Below are 25,347 nucleotides of genomic sequence, written 5' to 3'. Positions count from 1 at the left end.
AACTACAGGAGGCGGTCGGGTTGAAACCGAAATCCCAGATTGTCAATCTGCCTGTGTACCAACCGGGCAAACCGATTGAAGAAGTGAAACGTGAACTGGGGCTTGAGCAAGTGATCAAGCTGGCCTCCAACGAAAATCCATATGGCAGCTCTCCTGCCGTACTGGAAGCCATTACGAAAGAGGTGGCCCATGTTAGTCTGTATCCTGACGGCAGCGCCGTTGAGCTGACAGGCGTGCTGGCAAAGCATTTGGGCGTGGAACGAAACAACATTATTTTTGGCTGCGGATCAGACGAGATTATTGCATTAATTACCCGTGCCTTCTTCCTTCCAGGCGATGAGACAATCATGGCGGATCAGACGTTCTCCGTGTACAAAAGCAATGCAGACATTGAGGGCGCAGTGACAATTGAAGTTCCGCTTCAAGATGGGACGCATGACCTGTCCTCCATGCTCGCGGAAATTAGTGATAAAACCAAAGTCATCTGGGTATGTAATCCGAATAACCCTACAGGGACTATTATCTCTGAACAGGAACTTGTAGCATTTATGGATCGGGTACCGGCTCATGTAATGGTTGTGGTGGATGAGGCCTATTATGAGTTTGTAACGGATGCGGCTTATCCACAAACCATTTCCATGCTGGATCGTTATCCGAACCTGGTCATTTTACGGACATTCTCCAAAATCTATGGCCTTGCTTCACTGCGAATTGGATATGGCATTGCACGTCCGGAGGTCATCGACCTGATTAACCGTGTGCGTGAACCGTTCAACACATCGCGCTTTGGCCAGGTGGCAGCAACGGCTGCACTTTTGGACCAACCATTTGTTCAGGAATGTGCGAAGCAGAATGCATCTGAACGTGATTACCTGCAAAACGAGTTTACCCGTCTTGGATTGCCGTTCTTCGCGTCGCAAGGAAACTTCATCTTGGTCGATTTGGATATGCCATCTAAGGATGCGTTCCAATCCTTGCTCAAACAAGGGATCATTGTCCGCCCTGGATTCCAGGTCTATCCAACATACATCCGTGTGTCTGTAGGCAAACCAGAACAGAACCGTGCTTTTGTGACGGCATTGGAGAACACGCTGGCTGAGAAGGCGACAACAAGCCACTAAAACCGGCGATGAAAGAGTGAGGTCTCATGAAATTAAAAATTGCAATGATTGGTGTGGGGCTCATTGGAGGTTCTCTCGCGCTTTGCTTCAAAGGCAAGCCGGGAGTAACTGTAATGGGCTATGCACATCTACCTGAATTGAAAGAAAAGTACATAGCGAGTGGTGTAGTGGACGACGCTACACTCTCTCTGGAAGAAGCGGTGCAGGATGCCGACTTTATTTTTTTGTGCGTTCCGGTAGGTTTGCTTGAATCATATTTTCAACAATTGGCGAAGCTGCCCTTGAAAAAGGGATGCATCATCACGGATGTTGGCAGCACCAAAGCTTCGATTGCGGCTTGTGCTGAGCATGTACGCATGACCGATGCCTACTTCATTGGCGGTCATCCGATGGCCGGATCTGAGCGTGCAGGTGTTGACGCGGCTTCGGCAGTACTTTTCGAGAACGCGTACTATGTGCTGACTCCGTCTGCACATGTTCCGGAAGAGGCATATGCCCGATTATCCGAGCTTCTGGCGTATACGCGGGCACAGATCGTCAGAGTTGAGCCATTATTACATGATGATATTGTGGGAGCTATCAGTCATTTGCCACATGTCATCGCGGTAGCGCTCGTGAATCAGGTGCGTGAATATAATGAATCGAATCCCCTGTATAAAATGCTGGCGGCAGGCGGGTTCCGTGATATTACACGTATTGCTTCCAGTGATGCGATTGTATGGCGTGATATCCTGCTGAGCAATCGTGAAGTACTCCTTGGTCTATTGAAGGACTGGAACAGCCAGATGGCTGCTTTTACGGATATGCTGGAGAACGAGAATGGCCCAGGAATCGAAGATGCATTCCGTCAGGCCCGTGAATTCCGCAGCGTATTGCCTGAACGGCGTAAAGGCATGATCTCGCCGCTGTTTGACCTGTATACAGACGTTCAGGATGCTCCAGGAATGATTGGTAAGATTGCAACAGAGCTCGGGACACATGATATCAACTTGAGCAACCTGGAGATTATTGAGAACCGGGTCGATGTGCCAGGCATCATGCGTTTGTCATTCCGACAGGAAGAGGATATGGAACGTGCGAAGTCTTTATTGGACTCCCTGGGATATCAGGTCTGGGTATGAGGGTGAAAAAAAGAGGGCGAGAGCCCTCTTTTTTTGTGTTGATAAACAGTTGTTACGATACGTCCTTAAAGAAGGGCAAAAAAAAGACCGCTTACATAAGCGGCCATTGCTCACGTGGAGCAATACAGTTATTGGATAGGAGTGGAGAGAAACCATACTGTACTTTTATTATATGTATACGTTTTCATTTTGTCAACACTTTATAAAAAAATGTTAAACCAAATTATAACTTACGTAAATTCAGGAAATAAAATCCTCCAAAAAAGAAGCTGAAATAAAAAGATTAAAATTTTGAAACCTTTTTGAATCTCTCTGCGTCTAATGAGTGTGCAATGTGCAATTTTGCCAATTAGATTCTTATGTAGTCATACTCGTGAAATAAGACGCATAAGAATGACAGGTCGGGCTTTTGTAAATCGTAAAGAATTTGCCAGGAGGCTGCTGACCGTTGTACAATAAATACTGTTAATGTAGAAACGTTGGGGAAATTGCCATTACATAGGGGAATTTGGCGTAGAGGCCTGATATGGCTTTACGCTGTTTTATGCGGTGAGAACCGCAACTTTTTTGTGCCTGTTCGGTAATACATGGATAGAGTCGAACGGGGAGAAGCACATGGATGGGCGAGGAGGGGTCGCACTCAAATGACGGATTCCCAGTTGATTCGAGAGATCAAGGAAGGTAAACTGGAGTTATATTCCGAGCTGATGCGTCGTTATCAGCGTAAAATACTGGCTTTCGTATATCATATGTTGAAAAGTTCCAATATGGAGCTGCTTGCGGAAGATCTCTGTTCTGAGACTTTCTATAAGGCGTTCCGCAGTTTACACTCATTCCGCGAGGTGGATGCCTCATTCTCGACGTGGTTATATACCATTGCCAGAAATACGGTACTGAGTGAGCTGCGCAAACAGCGCAGTGGCAGTGTTCCTCTAGAAGAGAGCGGGGTTGTACCTATTGCTCCTTCCGAGAACGCTCCAGAGCATGCTGTACTGCGCAGTGAGCGGGTCATGCTGGTTAGAGATGCCATTAACAACTTACCGGAGAAGCAGCGTTCTGCCATCATACTCCGTGAATATGATCAACTAGACTACCAGGAGATTGCGAATATTCTTGGGCAGAGCGTCAGTTCTGTAAAATCGTTATTGTTCAGAGCAAGATCAAGCGTAAAAACCCAATTGGAACCTTATTTCTTCGAACCGGTGTACGAGCCATATGAAGGGATGAAGAACAGATGAATTGCAATGAAGCCCAGGACTTGTTTGCACTGATCTGGGACTTGCCGGCAAATCATCCGCAGCGGCTTGCTTTTCATGCACATCTGGATGGTTGTGAGGAGTGCTCCCAGCAGTTTGAAGTTTGGGAAGAAGCCCAAGTGCTGCTGCACAGCATACCGGTACCGGTGACAGAGCAGCAGGCAGAGAGAGTCAATCGCAACGTAATGGACCGCATTTATGCGGAGTCCCCGTGGCTTTTGCCTGAAGAGGCAAAAGTGAATCGATTCTCTGCTGCGATCCGCAAACACATGACGTTGTGGATTGCTGCGTTTCTGGCCATTTTTTTATGCAGTTTCTTATACGTGGCGATGTTTAAGTCTGGGGTATCAGAAGCTGAACAGCAAAGCGTCGTTTCTACGGGGATTCTCGAAACAGCCGTTGCTGGAAGCGATCTGACTGCTTCAGGTATGTATCAGTACGACATGCCTGGGGCCGACAGAGGAAGCATTATTGAACCCTTTGTCGTAAGCATGGGACCTACGTATCCGGGATACTGGATGGCCTTGTCACTACTTGCCATTGGCATGGCTTTGTTTTCGCTGGGGCGGATGCATCGAACGACCAACAAACGTAAACAAGGTGCGCGTGCGTAGTTAAACAGACGTTCGCCGTATAGAAAAGAGGGATGAGATGCGAATTGGGCTTATTCGTCATGGTCTTACCGATTGGAACGCTGCAGGGCGTATCCAAGGGCAGACAGACATACCTTTGAATGCCGAAGGGCGTCAGCAGGCAGAACGTCTGGGACACCGTCTGTTGACAGAGGATTATCAATGGGACTATATCATTACCAGTGGTCTATCACGGGCCCAGGAGACAGGAGAGATTATCTCTGGATTGCTGGACGTGCCTATGCTTGAGCCGGATGCGCGTTTGAAAGAAAGAGGTTTCGGTCAGATCGAGGGTTTGACCTCGGAAGAACGAATCACCCGCTGGGGAATGGACTGGGAGACGCTGGATCTGGGGCAGGAGCAGATTATGGATATACAGACTCGCGCTTTAGCGTTTCTCGAAGATTTGTGGGCTGCATATCAGGACAAAAATGTTTTGATTGTAACTCATGGCGCTTTTCTCGCAAACCTGTTGTCTGCCTTGTTCAAAGACCGCTATACGGAACGAATTGGAAACCTGTCACTTACGATCCTGGAAAAAGAACAGGATGACTGGAGTCCCTTGTTATATAATTGCACACGACATCTATCATTGGATGCGGCTAAACAATCTGAGTAATTGGACTCAGGTTGTTTTTTTTGTTTTGAAACAGCGAAACTGTCGTTTGCTATCATTCTGTGCCTCTCATTTTTCTTCTGAGCAGACAAGTTCGGGCATAGGATGAATAAAAAGATAAAAGATTTGGTAAATGAGGTTTAGATCATGGGAATTCCGTCAAACATGTTTACAAAACCAAACTACTCCGGCCCCGAATCAGTAGCCTAATAGTAGTTAACGGCGAGGCGATGGACCCATGAATCTAGCGGATATGCTAACTTTTGCCGATATCGGCCAGCTTAATCGAATAGCGGACTATTACCAGTGTGAGTGCAAACCTAATTCCAAACATGAACTCATCCAGAGTATTCTCACAACGTTGGGCAGTAGACGATTTTTTGAGCAACAGGTCAGCGAACTTAATGTGGCGCATCTGCGTTTCCTGAACAACCTGCTATTTGATCCTCGGCAGTACTTTGGCATGGAGGAGCTTGTCGCCATTGCCCGTCAATCGATGGACAAAAAAGAAAGCGAGTCCGGCGCCAGTCCGCGAGATCTTATCGTTCGGTTCACCAAGAGCGGATGGTTATTCAATGGGACAACTCAGCATACGAAGTACCTGTACCAGGTACCCCAGGATCTGAAAATGAGGTTCCGGGATGTGTTATCCGCTCACCTGAAGGCAGGTATTACAACGACAAATGAACCACCGATGTACCGAGATGAATACCATCTGCTGGTAGACGATCTGAAGTTGTTCCTGCAATTTGTGCAGCAGCATGAAATTACTTTGAACGCAGAAGGCATGATGTACCGACGTTCTCAGCAGCAGGTGATGGACCATCTTCATGTCAGTGAAACATTGGTAGGAAAAGCGGGATGGAGGTTTGGCTACGGTCGTTCCTTCAAGGATTACCCTGACCGGTTTGCATTGCTATATGACTATGCATTCCATCATCGGCTTGTTCAAGAAGAACAGGGGCTGCTGAAATTGACTGCAGCTGGCGAGGAAAAACGGGGTGCAGAGAATACAGCCGAGATGATACAGCTATTTCGGTTTTGGTTAAGACTTTATAAAGGTGCTATTCCAAACTTGTCCTCCATTGTGTATTGGACAGGAGAATGTGCGCCTGGGTGGTCCACCGCAGAGTCCCTGTTCCGACAAATTGGCCCGTTAATCCAGCCGTTTTATTACGACACACCGGAGACGATCTATGAAACGAGAGTTGTAAAAATGATGCTGCATCTGGGGATGCTTCGCATCGGAGAGCAGGAGGGTGAGAGTACCGTGCAAATGACAGCATGGGGCTTGCGGCTCGCTGCAACCTGCCGATCGCTGTCAGGTGACACGACTCCTCTGGTGTTTGACATTTAGGGGACAAGTTGCTAAAATCACTCCCAAATTAAGGAGTGATACTGATATGATAATCCCATTCAAGGGTCAAGAACCACAGCTTCATTCTTCGGTGTATGTAGCTGAAGGGGCCAAACTTATAGGTGACCTGAAGTTAGGTGCAGATTCTACGGTCTGGTTCAATGCCGTATTACGTGCAGATCTGGCGCCAATATGGATCGGACAACGTTGTAACATTCAGGACAATGCTGTTGGACATGTAAATACGAATCAACCTTTGATTCTGGGAGATGACGTTTCAGTGGGACATGCCGCGATTATTCATGGTTGTCACATTGGAACAGGCTCACTGATCGGTATGGGAGCCATCCTTCTCAATGGAGCCGAAATTGGTGAATACACACTGATTGGGGCCGGTTCTGTTGTAACTGAAAATACTAAAATTCCGCCCTATACCCTGGCTCTGGGAACACCAGCCAAAGTGATCCGTGAATTGACGGATGCCGACCTTGAGCGGATGTCGAGGACTTCACTTGGTTATGTTGCCAAAGGTAAGGAATATAGGAGCTCTTAAATCCGTTTTGGAGGTGCATCCTATTGGATAAAATGAAAGTTACGTATGAAGTCATGTTGGGGCTGGCTGCTGAGATGGTGTGGGACGAAGCGCTTCGTAAACAGCGTAGCGAGAAGCTGTATATGGAAATCGACAAGGCGTTGGCTACCGGAGACGAAGTAGCTTTCCGGAGTCTGACGGATGAACTGAAAACCATAAACTGATTAACTGATGATTAAACCATATAAGAAGGAAATGCGTGATTACGCATTTCCTTTTGTGTTTTTACGGAGAGATTTTACGAATAACTCTATAGATTTACATCGTTTGCTCATATATAATATGGGAATAAAATGGATAGAGAGGGGAAATAGGGAATTGAAATTCAGTGAGATGACTCAAGACAGCTGGGCTGAACTGCAACTCTATCTGGATACATGCCTTATTCCATTCACCGGTCTTACGGGAAATCATTCGCCGGCTGAAGCCACGGAAGCACTAGAGAGGCTTAGAGATTTTCTGGATCTAATTGAAGTCCCGTTTAAAGGGAGGGTCATGACATATCCAGCGTTCCATTTCGCTTTTCCGGAAATGTCAATGGCATTAAACACCATATGCGAGCAAATGAAGCGTTCAGGATTCAAATATGTGGTGATAATGACATCAGATGGTTTTTTGGAAAAAGATAAAATCTCATCTGCAGATCTGGTTTTTAATCGTTCTCAACTGGTTGAGGAAATGGATGAAGCGAAAATAGCAGGGTATGTCGGGGAAAAAGTACGCGAGATGTGGAAAAATTAACATCTGGCTGGAAATGTGACAATTTATCAACACTTTTTTAATAACGCTTACAATTGAAGCTTAAAAATGTGTGACAAATTCTTGACGGTGTTCTAGGGCTACTATATGATTATGTATGTTCTAGTAAGTCGTGGAATTTCTGATAATGAAAACGTATGAGAGAGTTGGTTGAAAAGGGGGGTGGAGACAGTATGAGCAGTGAGCATGACCAGCACGAAGCCTCGAACAAACCACCAAGCCGGATGGAGATGTCGCGCAGGCAGTTTTTAACGTATACGCTTGGTGGAGCTACAGCCTATATGGCCGCCGGTGCGATTCTTCCCATGGTCCGTTTTGCGGTGGACCCAATTTTGCAGCACAAGGGAGAAGGCACTTCTGTCAAAGTAGCTGAGATCAGCAAAATTACTAATGAACCTCAAGAGTTCACATTTGAACTGCAGCAGCAAGATGGTTGGTACCTGAGTAATGCTTCGCTTGTGGCATGGATTCGTAAGGATGAGCAGGGTAAAATTTATGCGCTCTCACCGATCTGTAAACATTTGGGTTGTACAGTCGGCTGGAACAGTGACAAAAATTATCCTGATGAGTATCATTGCCCCTGCCATGGCGCGCACTATGACAAGGAAGGAAAAAATCTTGCCGTAGCCCCGAAACCGCTGGATGAATATGTGGTCAAGGAGGAACAGGGCTGGGTATACCTGGGCGAGATTGTTCCGAACACCCGAGTGAAATAGGAGGCGTGAACGCAGATGTTTAAAAATGTCTATGACTGGATTGACGAGCGTCTCGATATCACGCCAATCTGGAGGGACGTTGCGGATCATGAAGTTCCAGAGCACGTAAACCCGGCTCACCACTTTTCCGCATTCGTCTACTGCTTTGGTGGCTTGACGTTCTTTATTACCGTAATTCAGATTCTCTCAGGAATGTTTCTTACGATGTATTACGTACCTGATATTATCAATGCTTATGCCAGTGTCGAGTATCTGCAGACCAAGGTAGCTTTTGGCCAAATTGTGCGCGGCATGCACCACTGGGGAGCCAGTCTGGTAATCGTAATGATGTTTTTACATACGATGCGTGTATTCTTTACAGGCTCTTATAAAGCGCCCCGTGAGATGAACTGGGTTGTCGGCATGTTGATCTTTTTCGTCATGCTGGGTCTTGGATTGACCGGGTACCTGCTGCCATGGGATAACAAAGCCTACTTTGCAACCAAAGTTACCCTGGAAATTGCCAATACCGTCCCATGGCTCGGACCTATTATTAAAGAATTCCTTCAGGGTGGAACCATTGTAGGTGCACAGACGCTAACACGATTCTTTGCCCTGCACGTCTTCTTCCTTCCCGCTGTGCTTCTGGTGCTTCTGGTCGGACACTTCATCATGATCCGCAGACAGGGCATTTCGGGACCACTATAACTTGAGAAGGGAGGAATCGCAATGGCTCACGGACACAAGCCTGATGATCAGGAGAAGATCATTTTTGTCGGTGATTCACGCGTCCGAAAAGGGGCGGGTTTCATTACCCCACCGGACTATACAGCGTATCCAGGCAAATCAGAAGCATTTATACCTAACTTTCTGCTGAAAGAATGGATGGTTGGTGTTGTGGTGCTGGTGGGTATCCTGGTACTGACCATCTCTGAACCTGCGCCGCTTGGTTATCCGGCCAATCCAAGTGCATCCGTTATTCCGATGCCAGACTGGTATTTCCTATTTCTGTATCAATATCTGAAATATCCTTATGCGTCAGGCGACTATGTCCTGCTCGGTGTACTGGGTGTCAGCGGGGTGGCTTTTGGAGCGTTACTGCTTGCCCCGTTCTTGGATACAGGCAAGGAACGACGGTTTTACAAACGTCCAATTGCATCATCACTCATGGTTCTGTCCATCCTTTCTGTATTCTATCTCACGAATGTGGCTTGGACACACTACAAGCACGAGCTTGAAGCGACGGGCCAGAAGCCTGAACACATTCAGCGTGAGGAAGAGGCTCTGGAGAAGCATGAACAAGGTCTGCCGACGTCCAATGCACCGGGCCAACAACAAGAAGTGGCCATCGTTGAGAAGGATGATCCTGCAATGGAAACGTTTAAGAAGGCAGGTTGTGTGGCGTGTCATGCTGCAGATATGAAGGGTGCTGGTGGTCCATCCCTTCGCGGCGTTGGTGACAAACACAGCCAGGAAGAGATCTTAACGATTATCAAAGAAGGATACAACAGCATGCAGCCTCAGTATGACAACGCCATCGCCCAAGGACTGACCGACGACGATATCAATCACCTGGCGGAATGGCTTGCGAAACAGAAGGCAGAACAGTAAAATCAAATTAAGCCAAAAACCTGACTGTTGTTGCGGTCAGGTTTTTTTGAGTGTTTAACCAATTAACGTTTCTTAAAGACAATAGAAAGTATAAGAAGGAAGGGGCAGCGAACGTGTCTTTATCGTTTTTCTGGAGCCGGGAGTTTCTGACCAATCGGTATTTTCTGTGGCTTCTGTTTTGGTGTAATGCAGTGGGTACCGTGTATGGGTACATATGGTACGGAGATCAGCTGAAATTAACACTGGAGGAACAGCCCCTATGGCAGGTTGTATTTGTTCCGGACAGTCCCACAGCGAGTTTGTTTTTTACCCTTGGTCTTCTATGGATTCTATATAAACCTAAGTCTGTGGTGCTCAACCGAATCGGACATGTGATTCAAGCTCTCGCTGTGGTTACATCGGTGAAATATGGGGTCTGGGCTGTTTCCATTATTTTTGCGGGTTGGATGCAGGGTGGTTCCCCGCATTGGCAGGACTGGATGCTGATCGCCTCACACAGTGCCATGGCCATTGAAGCGTTGATTTATGTCAGGTTCTTTGGTTTCAGATGGTTAGCGCTGCTGATTGCCAGTCTATGGACGTTATTGAATGATACGATGGACTATACATATAATATTTTCCCTTGGCTGCCTAGCGCTCTCTACCAGCATCTGGATGGCGTGCGCAATTTCACTTTCGGGCTTACCCTGGTTAGCATTCTGTGCGCGTGGCTGGCATTAAGACAGGCGAAACGAGCCTGACTTTGCAAGCTTGTTCTAAGTGGCCGTGCCCGGCCATACATTGGTATGGGGGGGATGTCCATGAAGAGAATGTTCTGGAACAAAACCGGATTATGGGTAGTATCGTTCATGGCGCTGTTGTTTTGGACGAACTTGTCATACAGTGTATCTGCGCAAAGTGGAGGGAATGAAGGGGAAGCGGATCAACAAGCCCTTGTCAACAGTTCCATTCAGCAGCTTAATCAGGAAGCGACATCGCTCTACAGGCATGCCTTGGATCATAATATCGAAGAAGTCAGAAACGGTATTATGCGGATTAGCGAACGGCTGGAGCATATTTCGTTTGAGGGTCAGACGACGGTCGAAGGCATTCATGCCTTATCCGAAACGATTGTGGAAGTAAAACAAGCAGCCGTTCGCGTCAAAAGTGATGATACCGGTCTTCAGCAGGCTTCTGCCAAACTAAGGCTCGCTGCTGACAGTCTTGCAAATCCAGCCAAACCCTTATGGCTCCAATATTATAAAATTGTAAAAGATGACCTTCAGGCCATATCCACTGCTGTGAGTCAGCATGAGAAAGCTGCAGTACTCACGAACCGATATGCTTTGCTTGAGGAGCATTATGAAACCATTCGACCGGCAGCGATGATTCGTCGTGAACCCTATGAGATTGCTCAGCTGGACGCCTGGTTATCCCATACCAAAGGGTTGACTGGAGCTAAACAGCCAGATATCACACAGCTGCAAAGCATGATATCCCAAGGCGAAGAATTGGTGAATCAATTGTTTGGTCGCGAGAAGGATGAGAGTGCCTTTGTTCCATTTGTTCAGGGGCCGAACCGGAGAGCAGCAGGATTATTCATTACATCTGTGATTGTGGCCGCACTAACGTACGCAGGGTATCGTAAATATCGTGCACAGCAGCAAGGCATCTTTCCATTCCGGCGCTGATCATCAACTTCAAACCAAAGAACCTCTATACCGCAAGGAAGCGAACAGGCTTGTCCTTGGATTAGAGGTTTTTTTTGCATATATTTCAGTTGGTTTTTAGGATTCCTTGAAGCCTTCTCCATGGACGTCATGAACATCGCTGATGATAACAAAGGCACGGGGATCAACAGATCTGACAATGGTTTGCAGTCGCCTGAATTCCTGACGTGAAATAACGCAGTAAGCAACATGTTTGGCTTGTTTGGAGTAGGCGCCAATGGCTGGAATCAGAGTTACACCGCGGTCCATTTCCCGGGTAATCAGGTCGGCAATTTCGGGAGCGTGGTCACTAATAATCATGAATGCCCGAGCCGAATAAGCCCCTTCCTGAATGAAGTCAATGACCTTGGAAGCGATAAAGACAGCAACCAGCGTATAGAGTATTTTTTCTTTTGGAATGTAGATTAGTGAAATGCCGATAATAATAAAATCGATACCGAGCAAAATTCGGCCCATGCTCCATCCATATTTTCGATTGAGAATCCGTGCAATGATATCTGAACCACCTGTCGTACCGCCTGAGCGGAATACGATACCCAAACCAGCCCCGAGAGTGACACCTGCATACAGAGCTGCCAGCAGGAGATCATTCTCCGTGTGCAGAGGCTCAATCCATCCCGAGTGAATCATTTTCTCAAACAACCACAGAAACGCCGTAAGGGCACCAATACCCACCCCTGTATAGACCATCTGCCTGCCGCCCAATATCTTGAGCCCGATCAGAAATAACGGGACGTTGATAACAAGGGTCGTTAGAGACGGAGAGAGGCCAAACGCATAATTGAGCAGTACGGTAACCCCGGTGACGCCGCCCTCCATTAGTTGATTCGGGATAATGAAGTACAGCAGTCCAAAAGCATACAATGCAGTACCTAGCAGAATAGGGAGAACCAGTTTGATTTGAATCCAAGTTTTGGCAGTGCTCATTAGATCCCTCTCCATATGTAAATTAATGATGAAGCAATACTTGCCATCTTAGTATACCTATTTATTGATTCTTTAAAAATGATTTGTGCCTTAGGATGGTGGAAGTCAAACTAAATAACTGATATATTAGGAACAAATACGACACAATTTCAAAAGGAGAATCCGTTCTCATGGAGAAAAGCATCGCAGAAATGCAGCGCGAGGTTGACCTCTACATTTCCCAGTTCAAAGAAGGCTACTTCAGTCCGCTGGCCATGCTGGCGCGTATGTCGGAAGAGGTGGGAGAGCTAGCTCGGGAAGTCAATCACGAGTTCGGTGAAAAGCCGAAGAAGGCTTCTGAAGCAGACAATTCCATTGAGCTGGAGCTTGGGGATATTTTGTTTATCACGATTTGTTTTGCCAACTCGCTCGGGATTGACCTGGCGCAGGCACACGACAAAGTCATGCATAAATTTAATACACGCGATGCAAATCGGTGGACTCCAAAAAACACCGATTAGGCGTAGATTACATATGCTGTACCATCACCCGATTGGGGAGGGACAGCTTGGATGATGAAGCCGGAAGATTATATGCAGCAGGCTTACCGCTGTATTTTGCAAAATGATTTTGAGCAAGCGATCCGTTGGTTTGAATCGGCTATTCTTGCTTACCCGGAACATGCGGAGCTTCACTACCGCTGTTCCATTACACATGCCCGCAGCCAGCACCTTGGTCCGGCACTGGAACATGCCCGCAAGGCAGCTGAGCTGTCCAGTGGCACTGAAGAATATGTTCTGCATCTGCAGACATTGGAAGCCAAACAGCTAAGTACACAGGCGAAGGCTCTGCTGGAACAGGCAGGCAGCGGCTCACACGAACGTTATGTTTCGGCTGCTGCTCTGCTGAATGAAGCGGTTAAGCTTGATCCGCTGTCTGTCGAAGCGCATGTGATGCTTGCACTGGCCTATAGCGATTTGAATGAATTTGATCGTGCAATCAAGGCTATTCGTGATGCGATATCGCTGGATCCGCAGAACGCACAATTGCATCAAATGGACCAACAAATCAAGCAGCGTAAGAATTCTATTCAATAAGAAATTCATTTCATCTGAAGCGAAAGCTGACGAAATGAATTTTCTAGTGACTGAACCAACATACAGTGAGGAGATGCAGCCAAGATGAGTGAAGTAATAAGAGTTGCCGTAATCGGAGCGGCTGGCCGAATGGGCCGGGAAGTGGTGAAGCTGGTTCTTCAAGACCCGGAACTGGAGCTTGCTGCCGCGGTTAACCGCTCCGGCGCAGGTATTGATGCCGGAACCCTGGTCGGTCTTCCGGAATGCGGAGTGCTTGTAACCGACGATATCGAAATGGCTTTTGCAGAGACGAAACCGCAGGTCATGGTTGATTTTACAATACCTCAATATGCTTTTGCTCATACAGAACTTGCGATCCGTTATGGAGTCAGACCCGTTATGGGAGTTACCGGCTTCACGACGGAGCAGATTGAACAACTGGACAAGCAGTGTCAGGACAAAGGGATCGGAGGTCTGATTGCCCCGAACTTCTCCATTGGTGCCATTTTGATGATGAGATTCGCAGCACAAGCGGCCAAACATATGCCTAACGTTGAAATCATTGAGTACCATGGGGATCAAAAACTGGATGCGCCTTCAGGAACAGCAATTAAAACGGCTGAGCTGATTGCAGCCAACCGTGAGGAAATCCGTCAGGGCAACCCTAATGAAGAGGAAACCATTGAAGGCTCCCGCGGAGGCTATTATAACGGCTTCCGGATTCACAGTGTTCGTTTACCAGGCGTATTTGCTCAGCAGGAAGTGGTATTTGGCGATTTTGGCCAAACGCTCAAAATTCGTCATGATTCATACGAACGTGCAGGTTACATGCCCGGTGTAAAAATCGGTGTACAGAAGGTTATGGAATATACAGGACTCATCTATGGATTTGATCACTTTATCGACTAAAGGAGATTGTCATGTTGAAAATTGCATTTATTGCCCATGATCGCAAAAAAGAAGAGATGGTAAACTTTGTTACAGCTTATGAACCGGTGTTTACAGATCACCAATTGTATTCGACAGGCACCACTGGACTTCGTATTATGGAAGGGACTTCCTTGAAGATTCACCGGTTTGAATCAGGTCCGCTTGGAGGAGACCAGCAGATTGGTGCTTTGGTAGCGCAGAATGAGATGGATCTGATTATTTTCCTGCGTGATCCGCTGATGGCTCAGCCACACGAACCGGATATTAATGCATTGCTACGTTTGTGTGATGTACAGGGCATTCCGCTCGCAACCAACATTGCAACGGCTGAAATTCTGGTTAAGGCATTGGATCGCGGCGATTTTGCATGGAGAGAGCTTGTGCATAAATATAAACCAGAAGCTGGAGTCACAACAGGTGATTCCGAATGAGTCTTGATATTCTGATTTTCGGTGCACACGCAGACGATGCAGAGATTGGAATGGCGGGAACAATCGCCAAACATACTGCAGCTGGAATGAAGGTGGGCGTGTGTGATCTGACAAAAGCAGAAATGTCGTCCAACGGGACTGTAGAGCGCAGAGCCGAGGAAGCGGAGGAAGCCTCCCGCGTCCTCGGTCTTTCGTGTCGAACCAATTTGGGCTTGCCAGATCGTGGTTTATACATAACCCCTGAGCATATACAGGCAGTGACGGCCGAGATTCGCAGGCATGCCCCGAAAATTGTATTTGCACCCTATTGGGAAGATCGTCATCCGGATCATGTCATGTGCAGCAAGCTTGTGCAGGAAGCGGTATTCAATGCCAAGCTGCGTAATTATATGCCGGACATGCCTGCCACCCAAGTGAAGGAGCTGTATTTTTACTTCATTAACGATATGGGACCGGTGGATTTGATTGTCGATATTACGGAACACTATGAGCAAAAGGAAAAATCGCTGCTCAGTTATCGTTCCCAATTTGAAATAGGGGCAGGAACGGTGTCTACTCCGTTGAATCAGGGGTATATCGAACGCGTAAGAGCTCGGGACTCCCTGCTGGGTCAGCGGAGTTTGATTTCTTTCGCAGAAGGGTTTGCGAGTATTACACCTTATGTCGTTGGGCAGTTTGGCACAGCAGCTAGGTAATACGTTGCTGTGCAAGCTCTTAGACTAATATTAATAAAATTTCCGTTGCATTACATCAACTCGCACACGCGGGAGATTAAAGGAGCGTCCACCGGATGGATCAAAAGCTAAAGATTGGTATCACCTGTTATCCGTCCCTCGGAGGGTCTGGCGTTGTCGCAACGGAGCTCGGCAAATTGCTTGCCGAACAGGGTCACCAGGTTCATTTTATTGCGAATAGTATTCCGTTCCGACTGGGTACTTTTCAGAAAAATATTTTTTACCATGAAGTTGAAGTGAACGATTATTATGTATTTCGCTATCCACCATACGACCTGTCCTTGGCAACCAAGATGGCTCAAGTGGCCAAAGCCCAGCAGCTTGATTTGCTGCATGTGCATTATGCAGTTCCGCACGCAGTATGTGCTTTCCTGGCCAAACAGATGGTGGGCGACGATCTAAAGGTTGTCACGACTCTGCATGGTACAGACATTACCGTACTGGCACAGGATGAATCCCTGAAAGATCTCATTCGGCTTGCAATCAACGAAAGTGATGCGGTAACCGCGGTTTCACAGGATTTGATTCGAGAAACGGTTGAGCTTCTGGACATTCAGCGTCCCATTGATTTGACATATAATTTTATTGATAAACGAATTTATTATCCTCGGGATGCGGCAAGTCTGCGCAGGGATTTTGCGGCTCCAAACGAGAAAATATTGATGCATATCTCCAACTTCCGCCCGGTGAAGCGGACACAGGACGTTGTTGAAGTTTTCCGTCAGGTTCAGGAGCAGGTTCCAGCCAAATTGCTGTTTGTTGGAGAGGGACCGGATTTGCCTAAAATTCAATGGAAAATTAATGAATTGGGCCTGAATGACAAAGTTCATTTCCTGGGTAAACAGGATGACATTGCACAAGTCATTTCCATGGCAGATATCCTTATGCTTCCTTCGGAGAAAGAGAGCTTCGGACTTGTGGCCCTGGAAGCGATGGCCTGCGGTGTGCCGACCGTTGGATCACAGGCAGGAGGAATTCCTGAACTCGTATTACACGGGAAAACCGGGTATTTATCACCGATCGGCGATACACAGTCCATGGCTGAGAACGCCATTCGCTTGTTGACCGACGATCGACTGGCAGCAGATTTCAGAGAAGCCTGTCTTCATAGGGCACATCATGATTTTTGCAATGATGCCATCCGTCATGAATATGAACAAATATACTATCGCGTACTGGGACGAGAAGTTCCCAATCTAAAACCCGTTTGCGGTTGAACTTCTATTGATTCGATAGAAGCAGCGATACAGAATGATCAAGCAACAGGCAAGCAATGAGGTGATTGGTTTGGTGCAATGGACAAGGGTTGATCTCGAGATGGCTGAGCAGAGTGAACAGGTGCTGCTCAAGTTGAATGAAGAGGGCTATGATGCTTTTTGGGTTGGTGGCTGTGTTCGGGATGAACTGCTGGGTCGCAGTGTAGATGATATGGATATAACAACCTCGGCATCTCCGGAACAAGTGATGGAACTGTTTGCAGACTGTATTCCGACAGGACTCCAGCACGGGACGGTTACTGTACGTTCAGGGGGGTATTACTTCGAAGTCACAACTTTCCGTACGGAATCGGAATACAAAGACAATCGAAGACCGTCTGAAGTCCAGTTCGTCAAGGATATCAAAGAAGATTTGCAGCGTCGCGATTTTACGATGAATGCCTTGGCCATGGATAGAAGAGGGACAATCGTTGATCCTTTTGGTGGACAAGTGGATATTCGTGAAGAACGAGTCAGATGTGTGGGCGCAGCGAGTGAGCGGTTCGGCGAGGATGCGCTTCGCATACTTCGGTGTGTCCGGTTTGCTTCGGTTTTTGACTTCAGCATTGCCTATAACACGTGGAAGGGTCTCATGAGGCAGAGAGACTTGCTGCAGCATATTGCCATGGAGCGTGTCCGTACCGAAATGGTGAAGATGATGGCTGGTCCTCATCCGCTGCGAGGTTTGGATTTGCTGCTGCACAGTAAAATACTGGAATATATCAAGGCTCCGGTGCAAGGCAGCCGATTCAATAGGAATCTACTACTCCGAATCGGGGAACTGAAAGAACATGATGCTTTACTGCGCTGGTCGCTCCTGCTGATTGCAGGTCAATATAAGAAGGATGAAGCTGACGCTTTACTACGCAAATGGACGTTTTCCAACGATGATCGTTTGCGCATTACCGGGGTTTTACAGTTTGATGAGTTAATGAAGACGGTTGTGCAGAACTATAAGGATCAAATGTTATTGCGAGCGGAGTGGATTAGTGCTGAACTGACGTGCGGACGTCAAGCCGCTGCGGATTGGCTCAAGATTCAACGTATACTCCCCGCTGGCCATCTCCTATCCGCTTCAGCAGAGGCTTCATACCAAGCAATTCTTGCTAACGCAGCGGAGTGGAGTCGATCCATGCCGGTTCATGAGCTGAAGGAACTCCATATTACCGGAGAAAATGTTCTAGGACTACTCGAGCGCAAGGGCGGGCCTTGGCTGGGCCGGTTGATGAAGCATTTGTTACGTGAAACAGCGATTGGAAATATAGCGAATCAGCATGAAGCGCTGACCGCTGAAGTGAAACGGGTGGCTGCAGATGACCAAGCATGAAGAACTGTTACATATGCTCATGAATGCAGATGGACGATTTGTATCAGGGGAAGAGATCAGCCGGAACCTGTCCATTAGCAGAACAGCAGTCTGGAAACATGTGAACAAGCTGCGCGATCTCGGATACGAATTTGAGGCTGTCTCCCGCAAAGGGTACCGCCTTCTTACGAGACCTGACAGTATTGATGCAGCAGGCCTTCAACTGGCTCTGCAAACGTCTGTCTTTGGCCGTAAAGCACTCATCCTAAGTTCAACCTTATCTACGCAAGGCGATGTTCAGCAAATGGCCGAGCAGGGTCAGGCAGAAGGTGCGGTAGTTCTTGCCGAGGAACAAACAGGTGGACGGGGAAGATTCGGGCGTAAATGGTTCTCACCTCCTGGCAAAGGGATCTGGATGAGCATACTGCTGCGTCCCGAGCAGCCGCTTCGAAATACGCCACAGCTGACACTACTGACGGGGGTAGCGGTCTGCCGAGCAGTAAGGGCCCATACGGGGGCCGATGCGGGCATCAAATGGCCGAATGATCTTCTGATTAACGGTCGCAAAATGTGTGGCATCCTGCTTGAGTCAGCAGTAGAAGATCATGAACTGCGATACTGCATTGCAGGTATTGGGGTAGATGTGAATTTTGATCTTACGGATTATCCGGAGGATCTGACGTCCATAGCGACTTCAATCAAAGTCGAGACCGGACAGCAGGTGGATCGAACGAAGTTGGCTGCTGCCATATTGAATGAGATGGAACATCTTTACCTTTTGTATCAAAGGGAAGGTTTCGGTGTAATCGCGTCATTGTGGGAAGCTCTATCCGTCTCGATTCATCGGGAAGTGAAGGTTTCGAACCCGCAGGGAGATATTGAAGGAACAGCCATTGGACTAGATCCTTCAGGGGCTTTGATTGTAGAGAAGAGAGATGGCGAGCGCATAACCGTGGTATCGGGAGAAATATCCTTGATCGATTAAGGAAATTGTCGAATTTCCACTAAAATAATGAACATAACACGTGAAGTTTGGGCTGATCTTTGGTATACTGTGTTCGTGAGGCGATATCGGCTATTGCAGACCGAATTGCACTCCGGCAACAGTATGCCTGATTGGCTTGATCATGAACAGATGCATAGCAAAATGGAAAATGTGTTAAGTGAGTTGTTGGATTCTGCTCTGAGCCGAAGAGGACCGAGACAGAAGGGACGATCGCAAGTGACTCTTTTTTGACTTTTCGGGACTTTTTAGTGGAAAACTAAAAGGTTTTTTTGTTGCGTTCTGAATTGAAAAGGAGAAAGGAGCCATAAAGAAAATGGCTAACAAACAAGCATTGAATATTGTGAAAATGAAAAAATACAAGCAGGATGGCGTGCCGCTCAGCATGATTACTGCTTACGATTATCCCACGGCTCTGCTTGCGGAAGAAGCAGGCATTGACATGATTTTGGTCGGGGATTCGCTCGGCAATGTAGTGCTGGGTTATGATTCCACCCTGCCTGTGACGATAGACGATATGGTATATCATACCCGCTCCGTTGTGAGGGGTGCAGGAAGTACATTCATCGTAGCGGATATGCCGTTCATGACCTATCACGGCAGCGTGGATGAAACACTGAAGGGTGTTCGTCGTTTGATGCAGGAAGGTCATGCGCATGCAGTCAAAATGGAAGGCGGCGTGGAGATCGCCGATACCGTTAAGGCTGTAGTGCAAGCCGGCGTACCGGTTCTGGGACACATCGGACTGACACCGCAATCGGTGAATCAGATCGGGGGATATCGGATCCAGGGTAAGGATGCAGCAGATGCCAGAAGACTAATGGATGAAGCGAAGGCACTCGAAGCTGCGGGAGCCTTCGGTATTGTGCTTGAACTCGTTACCGAAGAAGTGGCCAGAGCTATTTCGGAGGAACTGTCCATTCCCACAATTGGTATAGGCGCAGGACGTGGATGTGACGGTCAGGTTTTGGTATTCCATGATGTGGTTCAGTATGCCTCTCCTTACATGCCGAAACGCTTTGTCAAAACATACGGCGATGTGGGTACGCTGATTCGTAATAGTATTGGAGCTTATGTCAAGGAAGTCAAAGACCGTTCCTTCCCTGCGGAGGAGCATGTATTTACTGCTGCAGACGGCGTTGTAGAGCAGCTGTATGGACATCGCAAAGAAAAGGTGGAGAGCAACTCATGAAAGTGATTCGGACCATCACAGAGCTTAGACAGGAAATTGGTTTGAAGCGTCAAGCTGTACAATCCAGAGAGTCTATTGTAGGTTTGGTGCCTACGATGGGTTATCTTCATGATGGTCATGCAAGCCTGATGCATGCCGCCAAACAGCAAAGTGATATTGTCGTATTAAGTATTTTTGTAAATCCGATTCAGTTTGGGCCAAATGAAGACTTTGACAGCTACCCTCGGGATGAAGCCAGGGATGTGGAGACGGCCCGTGCGCAGGGAGTGGATATCGTATTTATTCCCTCGGTTGAAGAGATGTATCCACAGCAGACACAAACAACAGTATCCGTGTCGAGTTTGACTGACCGGCTGTGCGGGGCTTCCCGTCCAGGACACTTTGACGGAGTAACAACAGTGGTATCGAAGTTGTTTAACATCGTGCAGCCACAGCGAGCATTTTTCGGAATGAAAGACGCACAGCAAGTCGCAGTCATCCAGCAAATGGTCAATGATCTGAACATGCCTGTTGAGATTGTTCCATGTCCGATTGTACGTGAGCAGGATGGCTTGGCACTTAGTTCACGTAATGTCTATTTGAGTGCTGAAGATCGCCAGGAAGCTCTGGTCCTGTCCAAGGCGCTGCGTGCAGCTCAAGAAGCAGTGGATACAAGTGCTGACATGACTGCTGCAGATATACGGCGTATTCTGCGTGAGAACATCGGGCGTTCGTCCCGTGCTGTTATTGATTATGCCGAGATTCAAGCTTTTCCAAGTCTGGTGCCGCTTGCTGATCAGGAAAAAGTGCATGGACGAGATGATATCCTGATTGCGTTGGCTGTGAAATTCGGCAAAACGAGACTGATTGATAATACAAGATTGCAAAGAGCGGAGGTACTGTCCCATGTTTAGAACATTGATGAAATCCAAAATTCACCGTGCCACCGTTACGGAAGCCAACCTGAATTATGTGGGGAGCATTACCATTGATGAAGATCTGATGGAAACGTCTGATCTGATGGAAAATGAAAAAGTACAAATTGTAAACAACAACAATGGTGCGCGGCTCGAGACCTATGTCATTCCCGGACCACGCGGCAGCGGAGTAATCTGTCTGAATGGTGCAGCTGCACGGCTTGTGCAGCCAGGAGACACGGTTATTATCATTTCATATGCAATGATGTCTCAGGAAGAAGCAAATACACACAAACCTACGGTGGTCTTTGTGGACGGTCAAAACAAACCTGTGCAGACCATGAAGCAGGAAGTTCACGCGACAATTATGTAATCCGCTGGTAAGGGGAATGAAATCGGTCCACCTTGCAAAAAATGAGTACAGGTCACGCACTAATCCATTTTTTCAAGGGTGGGGATGCATCGATGTTCCAGCATGTTTTCGCCGAAATGAACGACATGTTAGATGAAATTATCAAGCGCTACCCTTCCGCTGAAGGTCTGAACAAACAGGAACTGCTGCAAAAGTGGAACTTGCTGAAGCGGATGAGTGACGGGATGATTGATGAGTGGCTGATGTTTGAGGAGAAGATGAGTCAATTCAGGGATATGGAACAGCCGGTGGCACTCCAACCGGAACAGGAAGCCGTCACGGCTCTGCCTGAGATCCACTTGGAATCCTTTAGTCGTGGTCAGGGATACTTCAAGTTACAGATGTATCCGCAGGCGATTATGCAATTTTCACAAATTATTGCCGAATATCCGGACAGTGCACTGACTCGGTACTATCTGGGACTTGCGCATATGAACCTCAACCAAACCGCGGAAGCGGGAAGTCACCTGCGGCTCATCGTGCACCTGAATGGTTCTCCGAGGCTGAAGGGGTTAGCCTGTAATGCCCTGGGCTGCCTTGAAGCCAAGATGGCGAATCCCAAAGGAGCATGTTCCTTGTTTGCTCAGGCACTCCAGCATGACCCGACGTTGACCGAACCGTTGTATAATATGGAAGCCTGCAGGCTGAACAGCGGACAACTGCAATATGGAATAAGCTGACCGTACTTAAAGTTCAAGTGCAGTGCAGCGGCATCAAGACGGTGTTTTCTCCTTTAAGAACATGGAGGGAACACCGCCTTTTTTGTCAGTTAATTTTCAAATGCCCGTTTTTTTGCTATGCTGTAACATAGACTGGAATGGAAGGGACTTGTACATTGCAATGAAATTTGCCGTATTGGATTTCGAAACAACCGGCACGCAGTCCGACGGTGAGATTATACAAGCCGGACTTGCCATCATAGATCATGACTACAGCATAACTCAAATATATAGTTCTTATGTAAACCCTGGTGTGCCTATTCCTCCGTTTATTACGGGATTAACCGGGATTACTGACGAAGACGTGGCGGACGCTCCTTCACTTGAAGAAATGATGATGGAGATGGTTCCGCTGCTCGACGATGTTGTCCTTGTGGGACACAACGTGGCTTTTGATTTTCATTTCCTTCAGAATGCGCTTGACCGATGCGGCTACCTGCCGTTCACCGGACGTATTCTGGATACCATTGATTTTCTCAAAATCTCATTTCCTTCACTTGGTTCTTATCAATTGGGGTATGTATCTTCCGAATTCGGATTCCAGCATGACCGGCCTCATCAGGCAGACAGTGACGCCCTGGCAACGGCCTATGTGCTCCTGAAGTGTCTGGACGAACTGCGTCAACTGCCATTGATTACGATTCAGCGTCTCAGCGACCTGTTTGCACCTGAGGACAGTGATCTGGGCTGGTTCTTCGACGGCATGCGCAGTGAGAAGGAAGCAGAGCCCATACAGGATCTGGATGGACATACGTATTACCGCCAATTGGCCTTGAATGTAAGTGACTGGACCGAGATCGGTGCTCCGCGCGATGAACGGGAAGCTAACCCACTTGAAGGTGTAAGTTTTGAGCAGTACATGGATCAGGTACGGGCCAATCTGCAGGATACACTGGATCACTATGAAGAACGCGAGGCACAGACACAGATGTTCAGCAGTGTAAGGCAAGCGCTGGACGAGGAAAAGCATTTGTTAATTGAAGCAGGTACGGGTACGGGGAAATCCCTCGGGTACTTGCTGCCCGCCATATATGAAAGTGTGAAGCAGGAACGAAAAGTAATGGTTAGCACGCATACCATCAACCTGCAGGAACAGCTTCGGGAGAGGGATATTCCGCTGCTGACCAAAGTGGTGCCTTTTCCGTTTAAGGCCGCCGTGTTCAAAGGTCGGGGACACTACCTGTGTCTACGGAAGTTTGAGCACAAGATCAACAAGCGTGAGTTTGCTACACCAAAAGAAGATTATTTTACAGCCGCTCAAATGATTGTGTGGCTCACCCAGACAGAGACTGGAGATGACGAGGAGCTTAACCTCAGTGCACGCGGTGGGGACTTCTGGGAAACAGTACAGAGCGAATCGGAATCGTGCCTTGGACGTTCTTGTCCGTGGTTCAGGAAGTGCTTCTACCACCGGGCGAAGCATGAAGCAGGATTGTCCGATATTGTCATTACGAATCATTCCAAATTGTTTACGGATGTAAAAGCCGCTCATCAGCTGCTCCCTGCTTACGAAAGTCTTGTTATTGATGAGGCTCACCATCTCGAGGATGTGGCGGGTAAGCACTTGGGTCTTCACATGAAATACTTCACGTTGGTTCATACCCTGACCCGATTGTTTAAGGATAGTCGGAACGGTCAGCTTCCCATGCTGCGTACACAGCTGGCCGGGCATGAAAATTCGGTGCAGTGGGGCTCGGTCATTGACCAGATGTTCCCGCTTGCTGTTGAAGTCAAAGAGATGTGGGATCGTTTGAGCGATGCCTTGTTTAGCCTTCTGCCTGAGCGGAGTGATGCTTCTCCGGGGGAAACGGGGCAATTTTCCCTCAGACTGAAGCCTTCAATGAAACCGGCGAAGTGGCAGGAGCTGCAGGATTATGAAAACCAGATTTATGTTACACTGGGGGACTTGATCCGCAAGGGAGACAAGCTGCTTCTTGAAGTGAAAGAAGACCAGGACGACTATCAATCGGATAGCTTGATCACGGACATTACAGGTCTGCTTAAGGATTTGGCGACGCTCAAAGAAAACCTTCGTTTCTTCATGCGAATGGATGATGCCAAAACCGTATACTGGATGGAGGCAAGCGGCCAATTCCGCAGCAAATCACTGCAGCTGTATGCCGTTCCTGTCGATGTCAGTGCACAGTTGAAGGACATGTTCTTCGATAAAAAGAAAAGCGTTGTCCTTACTTCGGCTACGCTCTCGGTCGATAAGTCATTTCAGTTCATGATTGAACAGCTTGGCTTGCAGGAAGCAGCCGATAATAACCGTTTGCTGACGTCCATGCTGCCGTCGCCATTCCGTTATAGGGATCAAGCTTTGCTGGTCATCCCTCGTGATTTCCCAAGCGTAAAAGGCAGTGTGGGGGATGCACACTTTGTCGACATGCTTGTACGATCTCTGGCCGAAACGGCTATTGCGACAAGGGGCCGCATGATGGTGCTCTTTACTTCATACCGAATGCTGCGCCAGGTTTACGACCCATTAAAAGAAGCGCTGTCGGGTAACGATATTTCGCTGCTCGGTCAAGGCGTGGATAGTGGCAGTCGTTCCAAGTTAACACGCAGGTTCCAGGATGCAAAAGCAACCGTTCTGCTGGGCACCAGCAGTTTCTGGGAAGGGGTAGATATCCCTGGCGAGGCGCTAACCTGTCTGGCCATTGTGAGATTGCCCTTCCAGCCACCGAATCATCCGCTTGTCGAGGCGAAGAGTGAACTGCTGCAGGAACAGAAAAAGAATCCGTTTATGAAGCTGTCTGTTCCACAGGCCGTCATTCGTTTCAAGCAGGGATTCGGCAGGCTTGTACGTACGGCCAAGGATCGGGGCATTGTCATCGTTTACGATACAAGGGTAATTGAGTCATATTACGGAAAGTATTTCCTATATTCATTACCCGGTCCCAAAATGGAACATATGCTGACTGAACAGATGGTTCCACGGATTAGCGAATGGCTGGAAACACCAGCACAGGATGAAACTACGGCGAATTAGGGATGACTTCGTTGCGTAATAAGGG

General features: G+C 47.8%; 28 protein-coding genes. 27 read left to right on the top strand and 1 reads right to left on the bottom strand.

Translation table 11 applies throughout. The annotated features are described in order from the left end of the window. The first annotated feature begins 20 nt into the window (after positions 1-20). The 14 genes from hisC to F4V51_RS18470 all read left to right on the top strand — a co-directional run bounded on the left by hisC (position 21) and on the right by F4V51_RS18470 (position 11,430). Positions 21-1,121 carry a histidinol-phosphate transaminase gene (gene hisC / locus F4V51_RS18535; RefSeq protein WP_153979179.1) on the top strand — a complete coding sequence of 367 codons (1,101 nt, stop codon included), beginning with the start codon at positions 21-23 and terminating at the stop codon, positions 1,119-1,121. A 26-nt stretch (positions 1,122-1,147) separates the two neighbouring features. Next, positions 1,148-2,242, top strand: a complete 1,095-nt coding sequence (locus F4V51_RS18530) for a prephenate dehydrogenase (RefSeq protein ID WP_153979178.1) — start codon at positions 1,148-1,150, stop codon at positions 2,240-2,242. Between the two features lie 644 nt (positions 2,243-2,886). Continuing rightward, complete coding sequence (locus tag F4V51_RS18525) at positions 2,887-3,480, top strand: RNA polymerase sigma factor (protein ID WP_153979177.1); 594 nt, start codon at positions 2,887-2,889, stop codon at positions 3,478-3,480. Beyond that, entirely contained in the window at positions 3,477-4,112 is a 636-nt protein-coding gene (locus tag F4V51_RS18520) for an anti-sigma factor family protein (RefSeq protein WP_153979176.1), read from the top strand. Before F4V51_RS18525 ends, F4V51_RS18520 begins: the two co-directional genes overlap by 4 nt. 37 nt (positions 4,113-4,149) lie before the next feature. Then, on the top strand, positions 4,150-4,749 hold the full coding sequence (locus F4V51_RS18515; RefSeq protein WP_153979175.1) for a histidine phosphatase family protein: 600 nt from the start codon (positions 4,150-4,152) through the stop codon (positions 4,747-4,749). Between the two features lie 235 nt (positions 4,750-4,984). After that, the gene (locus F4V51_RS18510; protein WP_153979174.1) at positions 4,985-6,103 is read left to right on the top strand and encodes a hypothetical protein; all 1,119 of its coding nucleotides are present in this window, start codon (positions 4,985-4,987) and stop codon (positions 6,101-6,103) included. A 46-nt stretch (positions 6,104-6,149) separates the two neighbouring features. After that, on the top strand, positions 6,150-6,656 hold the full coding sequence (locus tag F4V51_RS18505; RefSeq protein ID WP_153979173.1) for a gamma carbonic anhydrase family protein: 507 nt from the start codon (positions 6,150-6,152) through the stop codon (positions 6,654-6,656). Between the two features lie 23 nt (positions 6,657-6,679). Then, the gene (locus tag F4V51_RS18500; RefSeq protein ID WP_095292837.1) at positions 6,680-6,859 is read left to right on the top strand and encodes an IDEAL domain-containing protein; all 180 of its coding nucleotides are present in this window, start codon (positions 6,680-6,682) and stop codon (positions 6,857-6,859) included. Between the two features lie 154 nt (positions 6,860-7,013). Further along, on the top strand, positions 7,014-7,436 hold the full coding sequence (locus tag F4V51_RS18495; RefSeq protein WP_153979172.1) for a DUF2487 family protein: 423 nt from the start codon (positions 7,014-7,016) through the stop codon (positions 7,434-7,436). Between the two features lie 191 nt (positions 7,437-7,627). After that, on the top strand, positions 7,628-8,170 hold the full coding sequence (locus tag F4V51_RS18490; protein ID WP_095361914.1) for a QcrA and Rieske domain-containing protein: 543 nt from the start codon (positions 7,628-7,630) through the stop codon (positions 8,168-8,170). A gap of 15 nt (positions 8,171-8,185) precedes the next feature. Then, positions 8,186-8,857 (top strand): menaquinol-cytochrome c reductase cytochrome b subunit, encoded by a 672-nt coding sequence (gene qcrB, locus F4V51_RS18485; RefSeq protein ID WP_017687726.1) that lies wholly within the window; start codon positions 8,186-8,188, stop codon positions 8,855-8,857. A gap of 21 nt (positions 8,858-8,878) precedes the next feature. After that, positions 8,879-9,760, top strand: coding sequence for a menaquinol-cytochrome c reductase cytochrome b/c subunit (locus tag F4V51_RS18480; RefSeq protein ID WP_153979171.1), 882 nt, complete (start codon positions 8,879-8,881; stop codon positions 9,758-9,760). 113 nt (positions 9,761-9,873) lie between these two features. Beyond that, on the top strand, positions 9,874-10,500 hold the full coding sequence (locus tag F4V51_RS18475) for a DUF1405 domain-containing protein (RefSeq protein ID WP_153979170.1): 627 nt from the start codon (positions 9,874-9,876) through the stop codon (positions 10,498-10,500). 60 nt (positions 10,501-10,560) lie between these two features. After that, the gene (locus F4V51_RS18470; protein ID WP_162009956.1) at positions 10,561-11,430 is read left to right on the top strand and encodes a sporulation protein YpjB; all 870 of its coding nucleotides are present in this window, start codon (positions 10,561-10,563) and stop codon (positions 11,428-11,430) included. Positions 11,431-11,526: 96 nt separating this feature from the next. On the opposite strand, the gene F4V51_RS18465 is transcribed toward F4V51_RS18470, so the two are convergent. After that, positions 11,527-12,396: a YitT family protein gene (locus F4V51_RS18465; protein ID WP_153979168.1), complete on the bottom strand. Its 870-nt coding sequence runs from the start codon at positions 12,394-12,396 to the stop codon at positions 11,527-11,529. 170 nt (positions 12,397-12,566) lie between these two features. Between F4V51_RS18465 and F4V51_RS18460 the strand changes: the two genes are divergently transcribed. The 13 genes from F4V51_RS18460 (at position 12,567) to dinG (ending at position 25,322) form a co-directional block, all read left to right on the top strand. After that, a complete protein-coding gene (locus F4V51_RS18460; protein ID WP_056696770.1) occupies positions 12,567-12,896 on the top strand; it encodes a nucleotide pyrophosphohydrolase in 330 nt (109 codons plus the stop codon). A gap of 51 nt (positions 12,897-12,947) precedes the next feature. After that, the gene (locus tag F4V51_RS18455; protein ID WP_153979167.1) at positions 12,948-13,472 is read left to right on the top strand and encodes a tetratricopeptide repeat protein; all 525 of its coding nucleotides are present in this window, start codon (positions 12,948-12,950) and stop codon (positions 13,470-13,472) included. A gap of 84 nt (positions 13,473-13,556) precedes the next feature. Then, positions 13,557-14,360 (top strand): 4-hydroxy-tetrahydrodipicolinate reductase, encoded by an 804-nt coding sequence (gene dapB / locus F4V51_RS18450; protein WP_095292823.1) that lies wholly within the window; start codon positions 13,557-13,559, stop codon positions 14,358-14,360. A gap of 11 nt (positions 14,361-14,371) precedes the next feature. After that, complete coding sequence (gene mgsA / locus F4V51_RS18445) at positions 14,372-14,812, top strand: methylglyoxal synthase (protein WP_095292821.1); 441 nt, start codon at positions 14,372-14,374, stop codon at positions 14,810-14,812. Continuing rightward, a complete protein-coding gene (gene bshB1 / locus F4V51_RS18440) occupies positions 14,809-15,507 on the top strand; it encodes a bacillithiol biosynthesis deacetylase BshB1 (RefSeq protein WP_153979166.1) in 699 nt (232 codons plus the stop codon). The genes mgsA and bshB1 overlap by 4 nt, the downstream gene beginning before the upstream one ends. A gap of 95 nt (positions 15,508-15,602) precedes the next feature. After that, positions 15,603-16,763, top strand: a complete 1,161-nt coding sequence (bshA, locus tag F4V51_RS18435) for an N-acetyl-alpha-D-glucosaminyl L-malate synthase BshA (protein WP_095292817.1) — start codon at positions 15,603-15,605, stop codon at positions 16,761-16,763. A gap of 34 nt (positions 16,764-16,797) precedes the next feature. Continuing rightward, positions 16,798-18,129: a CCA tRNA nucleotidyltransferase gene (locus F4V51_RS18430; protein WP_153979165.1), complete on the top strand. Its 1,332-nt coding sequence runs from the start codon at positions 16,798-16,800 to the stop codon at positions 18,127-18,129. After that, a complete protein-coding gene (locus F4V51_RS18425) occupies positions 18,116-19,093 on the top strand; it encodes a biotin--[acetyl-CoA-carboxylase] ligase (protein ID WP_153979164.1) in 978 nt (325 codons plus the stop codon). The genes F4V51_RS18430 and F4V51_RS18425 overlap by 14 nt, the downstream gene beginning before the upstream one ends. A 334-nt stretch (positions 19,094-19,427) precedes the next feature. Continuing rightward, positions 19,428-20,303: a 3-methyl-2-oxobutanoate hydroxymethyltransferase gene (gene panB, locus F4V51_RS18420; protein WP_127540457.1), complete on the top strand. Its 876-nt coding sequence runs from the start codon at positions 19,428-19,430 to the stop codon at positions 20,301-20,303. After that, on the top strand, positions 20,300-21,196 hold the full coding sequence (gene panC / locus F4V51_RS18415) for a pantoate--beta-alanine ligase (RefSeq protein ID WP_153979163.1): 897 nt from the start codon (positions 20,300-20,302) through the stop codon (positions 21,194-21,196). The genes panB and panC overlap by 4 nt, the downstream gene beginning before the upstream one ends. Continuing rightward, positions 21,189-21,572 carry an aspartate 1-decarboxylase gene (gene panD / locus F4V51_RS18410; RefSeq protein WP_095292807.1) on the top strand — a complete coding sequence of 128 codons (384 nt, stop codon included), beginning with the start codon at positions 21,189-21,191 and terminating at the stop codon, positions 21,570-21,572. The genes panC and panD overlap by 8 nt, the downstream gene beginning before the upstream one ends. A 92-nt stretch (positions 21,573-21,664) precedes the next feature. Beyond that, positions 21,665-22,291, top strand: a complete 627-nt coding sequence (locus F4V51_RS18405; protein ID WP_153979162.1) for a tetratricopeptide repeat protein — start codon at positions 21,665-21,667, stop codon at positions 22,289-22,291. Between the two features lie 160 nt (positions 22,292-22,451). Continuing rightward, positions 22,452-25,322 (top strand): ATP-dependent DNA helicase DinG, encoded by a 2,871-nt coding sequence (gene dinG / locus F4V51_RS18400; RefSeq protein ID WP_153979161.1) that lies wholly within the window; start codon positions 22,452-22,454, stop codon positions 25,320-25,322. The last annotated feature ends 25 nt before the right edge of the window (positions 25,323-25,347 follow it).

This window comes from Paenibacillus xylanilyticus (assembly GCF_009664365.1).
GTDB classification, from domain to species: Bacteria; Bacillota; Bacilli; order Paenibacillales; family Paenibacillaceae; genus Paenibacillus; species Paenibacillus xylanilyticus_A.
This window is presented reverse-complemented; position numbering and strand designations above follow the sequence as displayed.

Excerpts from the sequence above, each read along its gene's own strand:
- F4V51_RS18455 (WP_153979167.1), top strand. The coding sequence starts at position 12,948 with ATGATGAAGCCGGAAGATTATATGCAGCAGGCTTACCGCTGTATTTTG.
- F4V51_RS18430 (WP_153979165.1), top strand. The coding sequence starts at position 16,798 with ATGATCAAGCAACAGGCAAGCAATGAGGTGATTGGTTTGGTGCAATGG.
- F4V51_RS18520 (WP_153979176.1), top strand. The coding sequence starts at position 3,477 with ATGAATTGCAATGAAGCCCAGGACTTGTTTGCACTGATCTGGGACTTG.
- mgsA (WP_095292821.1), top strand. The coding sequence starts at position 14,372 with ATGTTGAAAATTGCATTTATTGCCCATGATCGCAAAAAAGAAGAGATG.
- F4V51_RS18470 (WP_162009956.1), top strand. The coding sequence starts at position 10,561 with ATGAAGAGAATGTTCTGGAACAAAACCGGATTATGGGTAGTATCGTTC.
- F4V51_RS18510 (WP_153979174.1), top strand. The coding sequence starts at position 4,985 with ATGAATCTAGCGGATATGCTAACTTTTGCCGATATCGGCCAGCTTAAT.
- F4V51_RS18505 (WP_153979173.1), top strand. The coding sequence starts at position 6,150 with ATGATAATCCCATTCAAGGGTCAAGAACCACAGCTTCATTCTTCGGTG.
- F4V51_RS18490 (WP_095361914.1), top strand. The coding sequence starts at position 7,628 with ATGAGCAGTGAGCATGACCAGCACGAAGCCTCGAACAAACCACCAAGC.
- dapB (WP_095292823.1), top strand. The coding sequence starts at position 13,557 with ATGAGTGAAGTAATAAGAGTTGCCGTAATCGGAGCGGCTGGCCGAATG.
- F4V51_RS18405 (WP_153979162.1), top strand. The coding sequence starts at position 21,665 with ATGTTCCAGCATGTTTTCGCCGAAATGAACGACATGTTAGATGAAATT.
- F4V51_RS18480 (WP_153979171.1), top strand. The coding sequence starts at position 8,879 with ATGGCTCACGGACACAAGCCTGATGATCAGGAGAAGATCATTTTTGTC.
- bshA (WP_095292817.1), top strand. The coding sequence starts at position 15,603 with ATGGATCAAAAGCTAAAGATTGGTATCACCTGTTATCCGTCCCTCGGA.
- F4V51_RS18425 (WP_153979164.1), top strand. The coding sequence starts at position 18,116 with ATGACCAAGCATGAAGAACTGTTACATATGCTCATGAATGCAGATGGA.
- F4V51_RS18515 (WP_153979175.1), top strand. The coding sequence starts at position 4,150 with ATGCGAATTGGGCTTATTCGTCATGGTCTTACCGATTGGAACGCTGCA.
- F4V51_RS18530 (WP_153979178.1), top strand. The coding sequence starts at position 1,148 with ATGAAATTAAAAATTGCAATGATTGGTGTGGGGCTCATTGGAGGTTCT.
- panB (WP_127540457.1), top strand. The coding sequence starts at position 19,428 with ATGGCTAACAAACAAGCATTGAATATTGTGAAAATGAAAAAATACAAG.
- F4V51_RS18525 (WP_153979177.1), top strand. The coding sequence starts at position 2,887 with ATGACGGATTCCCAGTTGATTCGAGAGATCAAGGAAGGTAAACTGGAG.
- F4V51_RS18460 (WP_056696770.1), top strand. The coding sequence starts at position 12,567 with ATGGAGAAAAGCATCGCAGAAATGCAGCGCGAGGTTGACCTCTACATT.
- panC (WP_153979163.1), top strand. The coding sequence starts at position 20,300 with ATGAAAGTGATTCGGACCATCACAGAGCTTAGACAGGAAATTGGTTTG.
- bshB1 (WP_153979166.1), top strand. The coding sequence starts at position 14,809 with ATGAGTCTTGATATTCTGATTTTCGGTGCACACGCAGACGATGCAGAG.
- F4V51_RS18465 (WP_153979168.1), bottom strand. The coding sequence starts at position 12,396 with ATGAGCACTGCCAAAACTTGGATTCAAATCAAACTGGTTCTCCCTATT.
- dinG (WP_153979161.1), top strand. The coding sequence starts at position 22,452 with ATGAAATTTGCCGTATTGGATTTCGAAACAACCGGCACGCAGTCCGAC.
- qcrB (WP_017687726.1), top strand. The coding sequence starts at position 8,186 with ATGTTTAAAAATGTCTATGACTGGATTGACGAGCGTCTCGATATCACG.
- panD (WP_095292807.1), top strand. The coding sequence starts at position 21,189 with ATGTTTAGAACATTGATGAAATCCAAAATTCACCGTGCCACCGTTACG.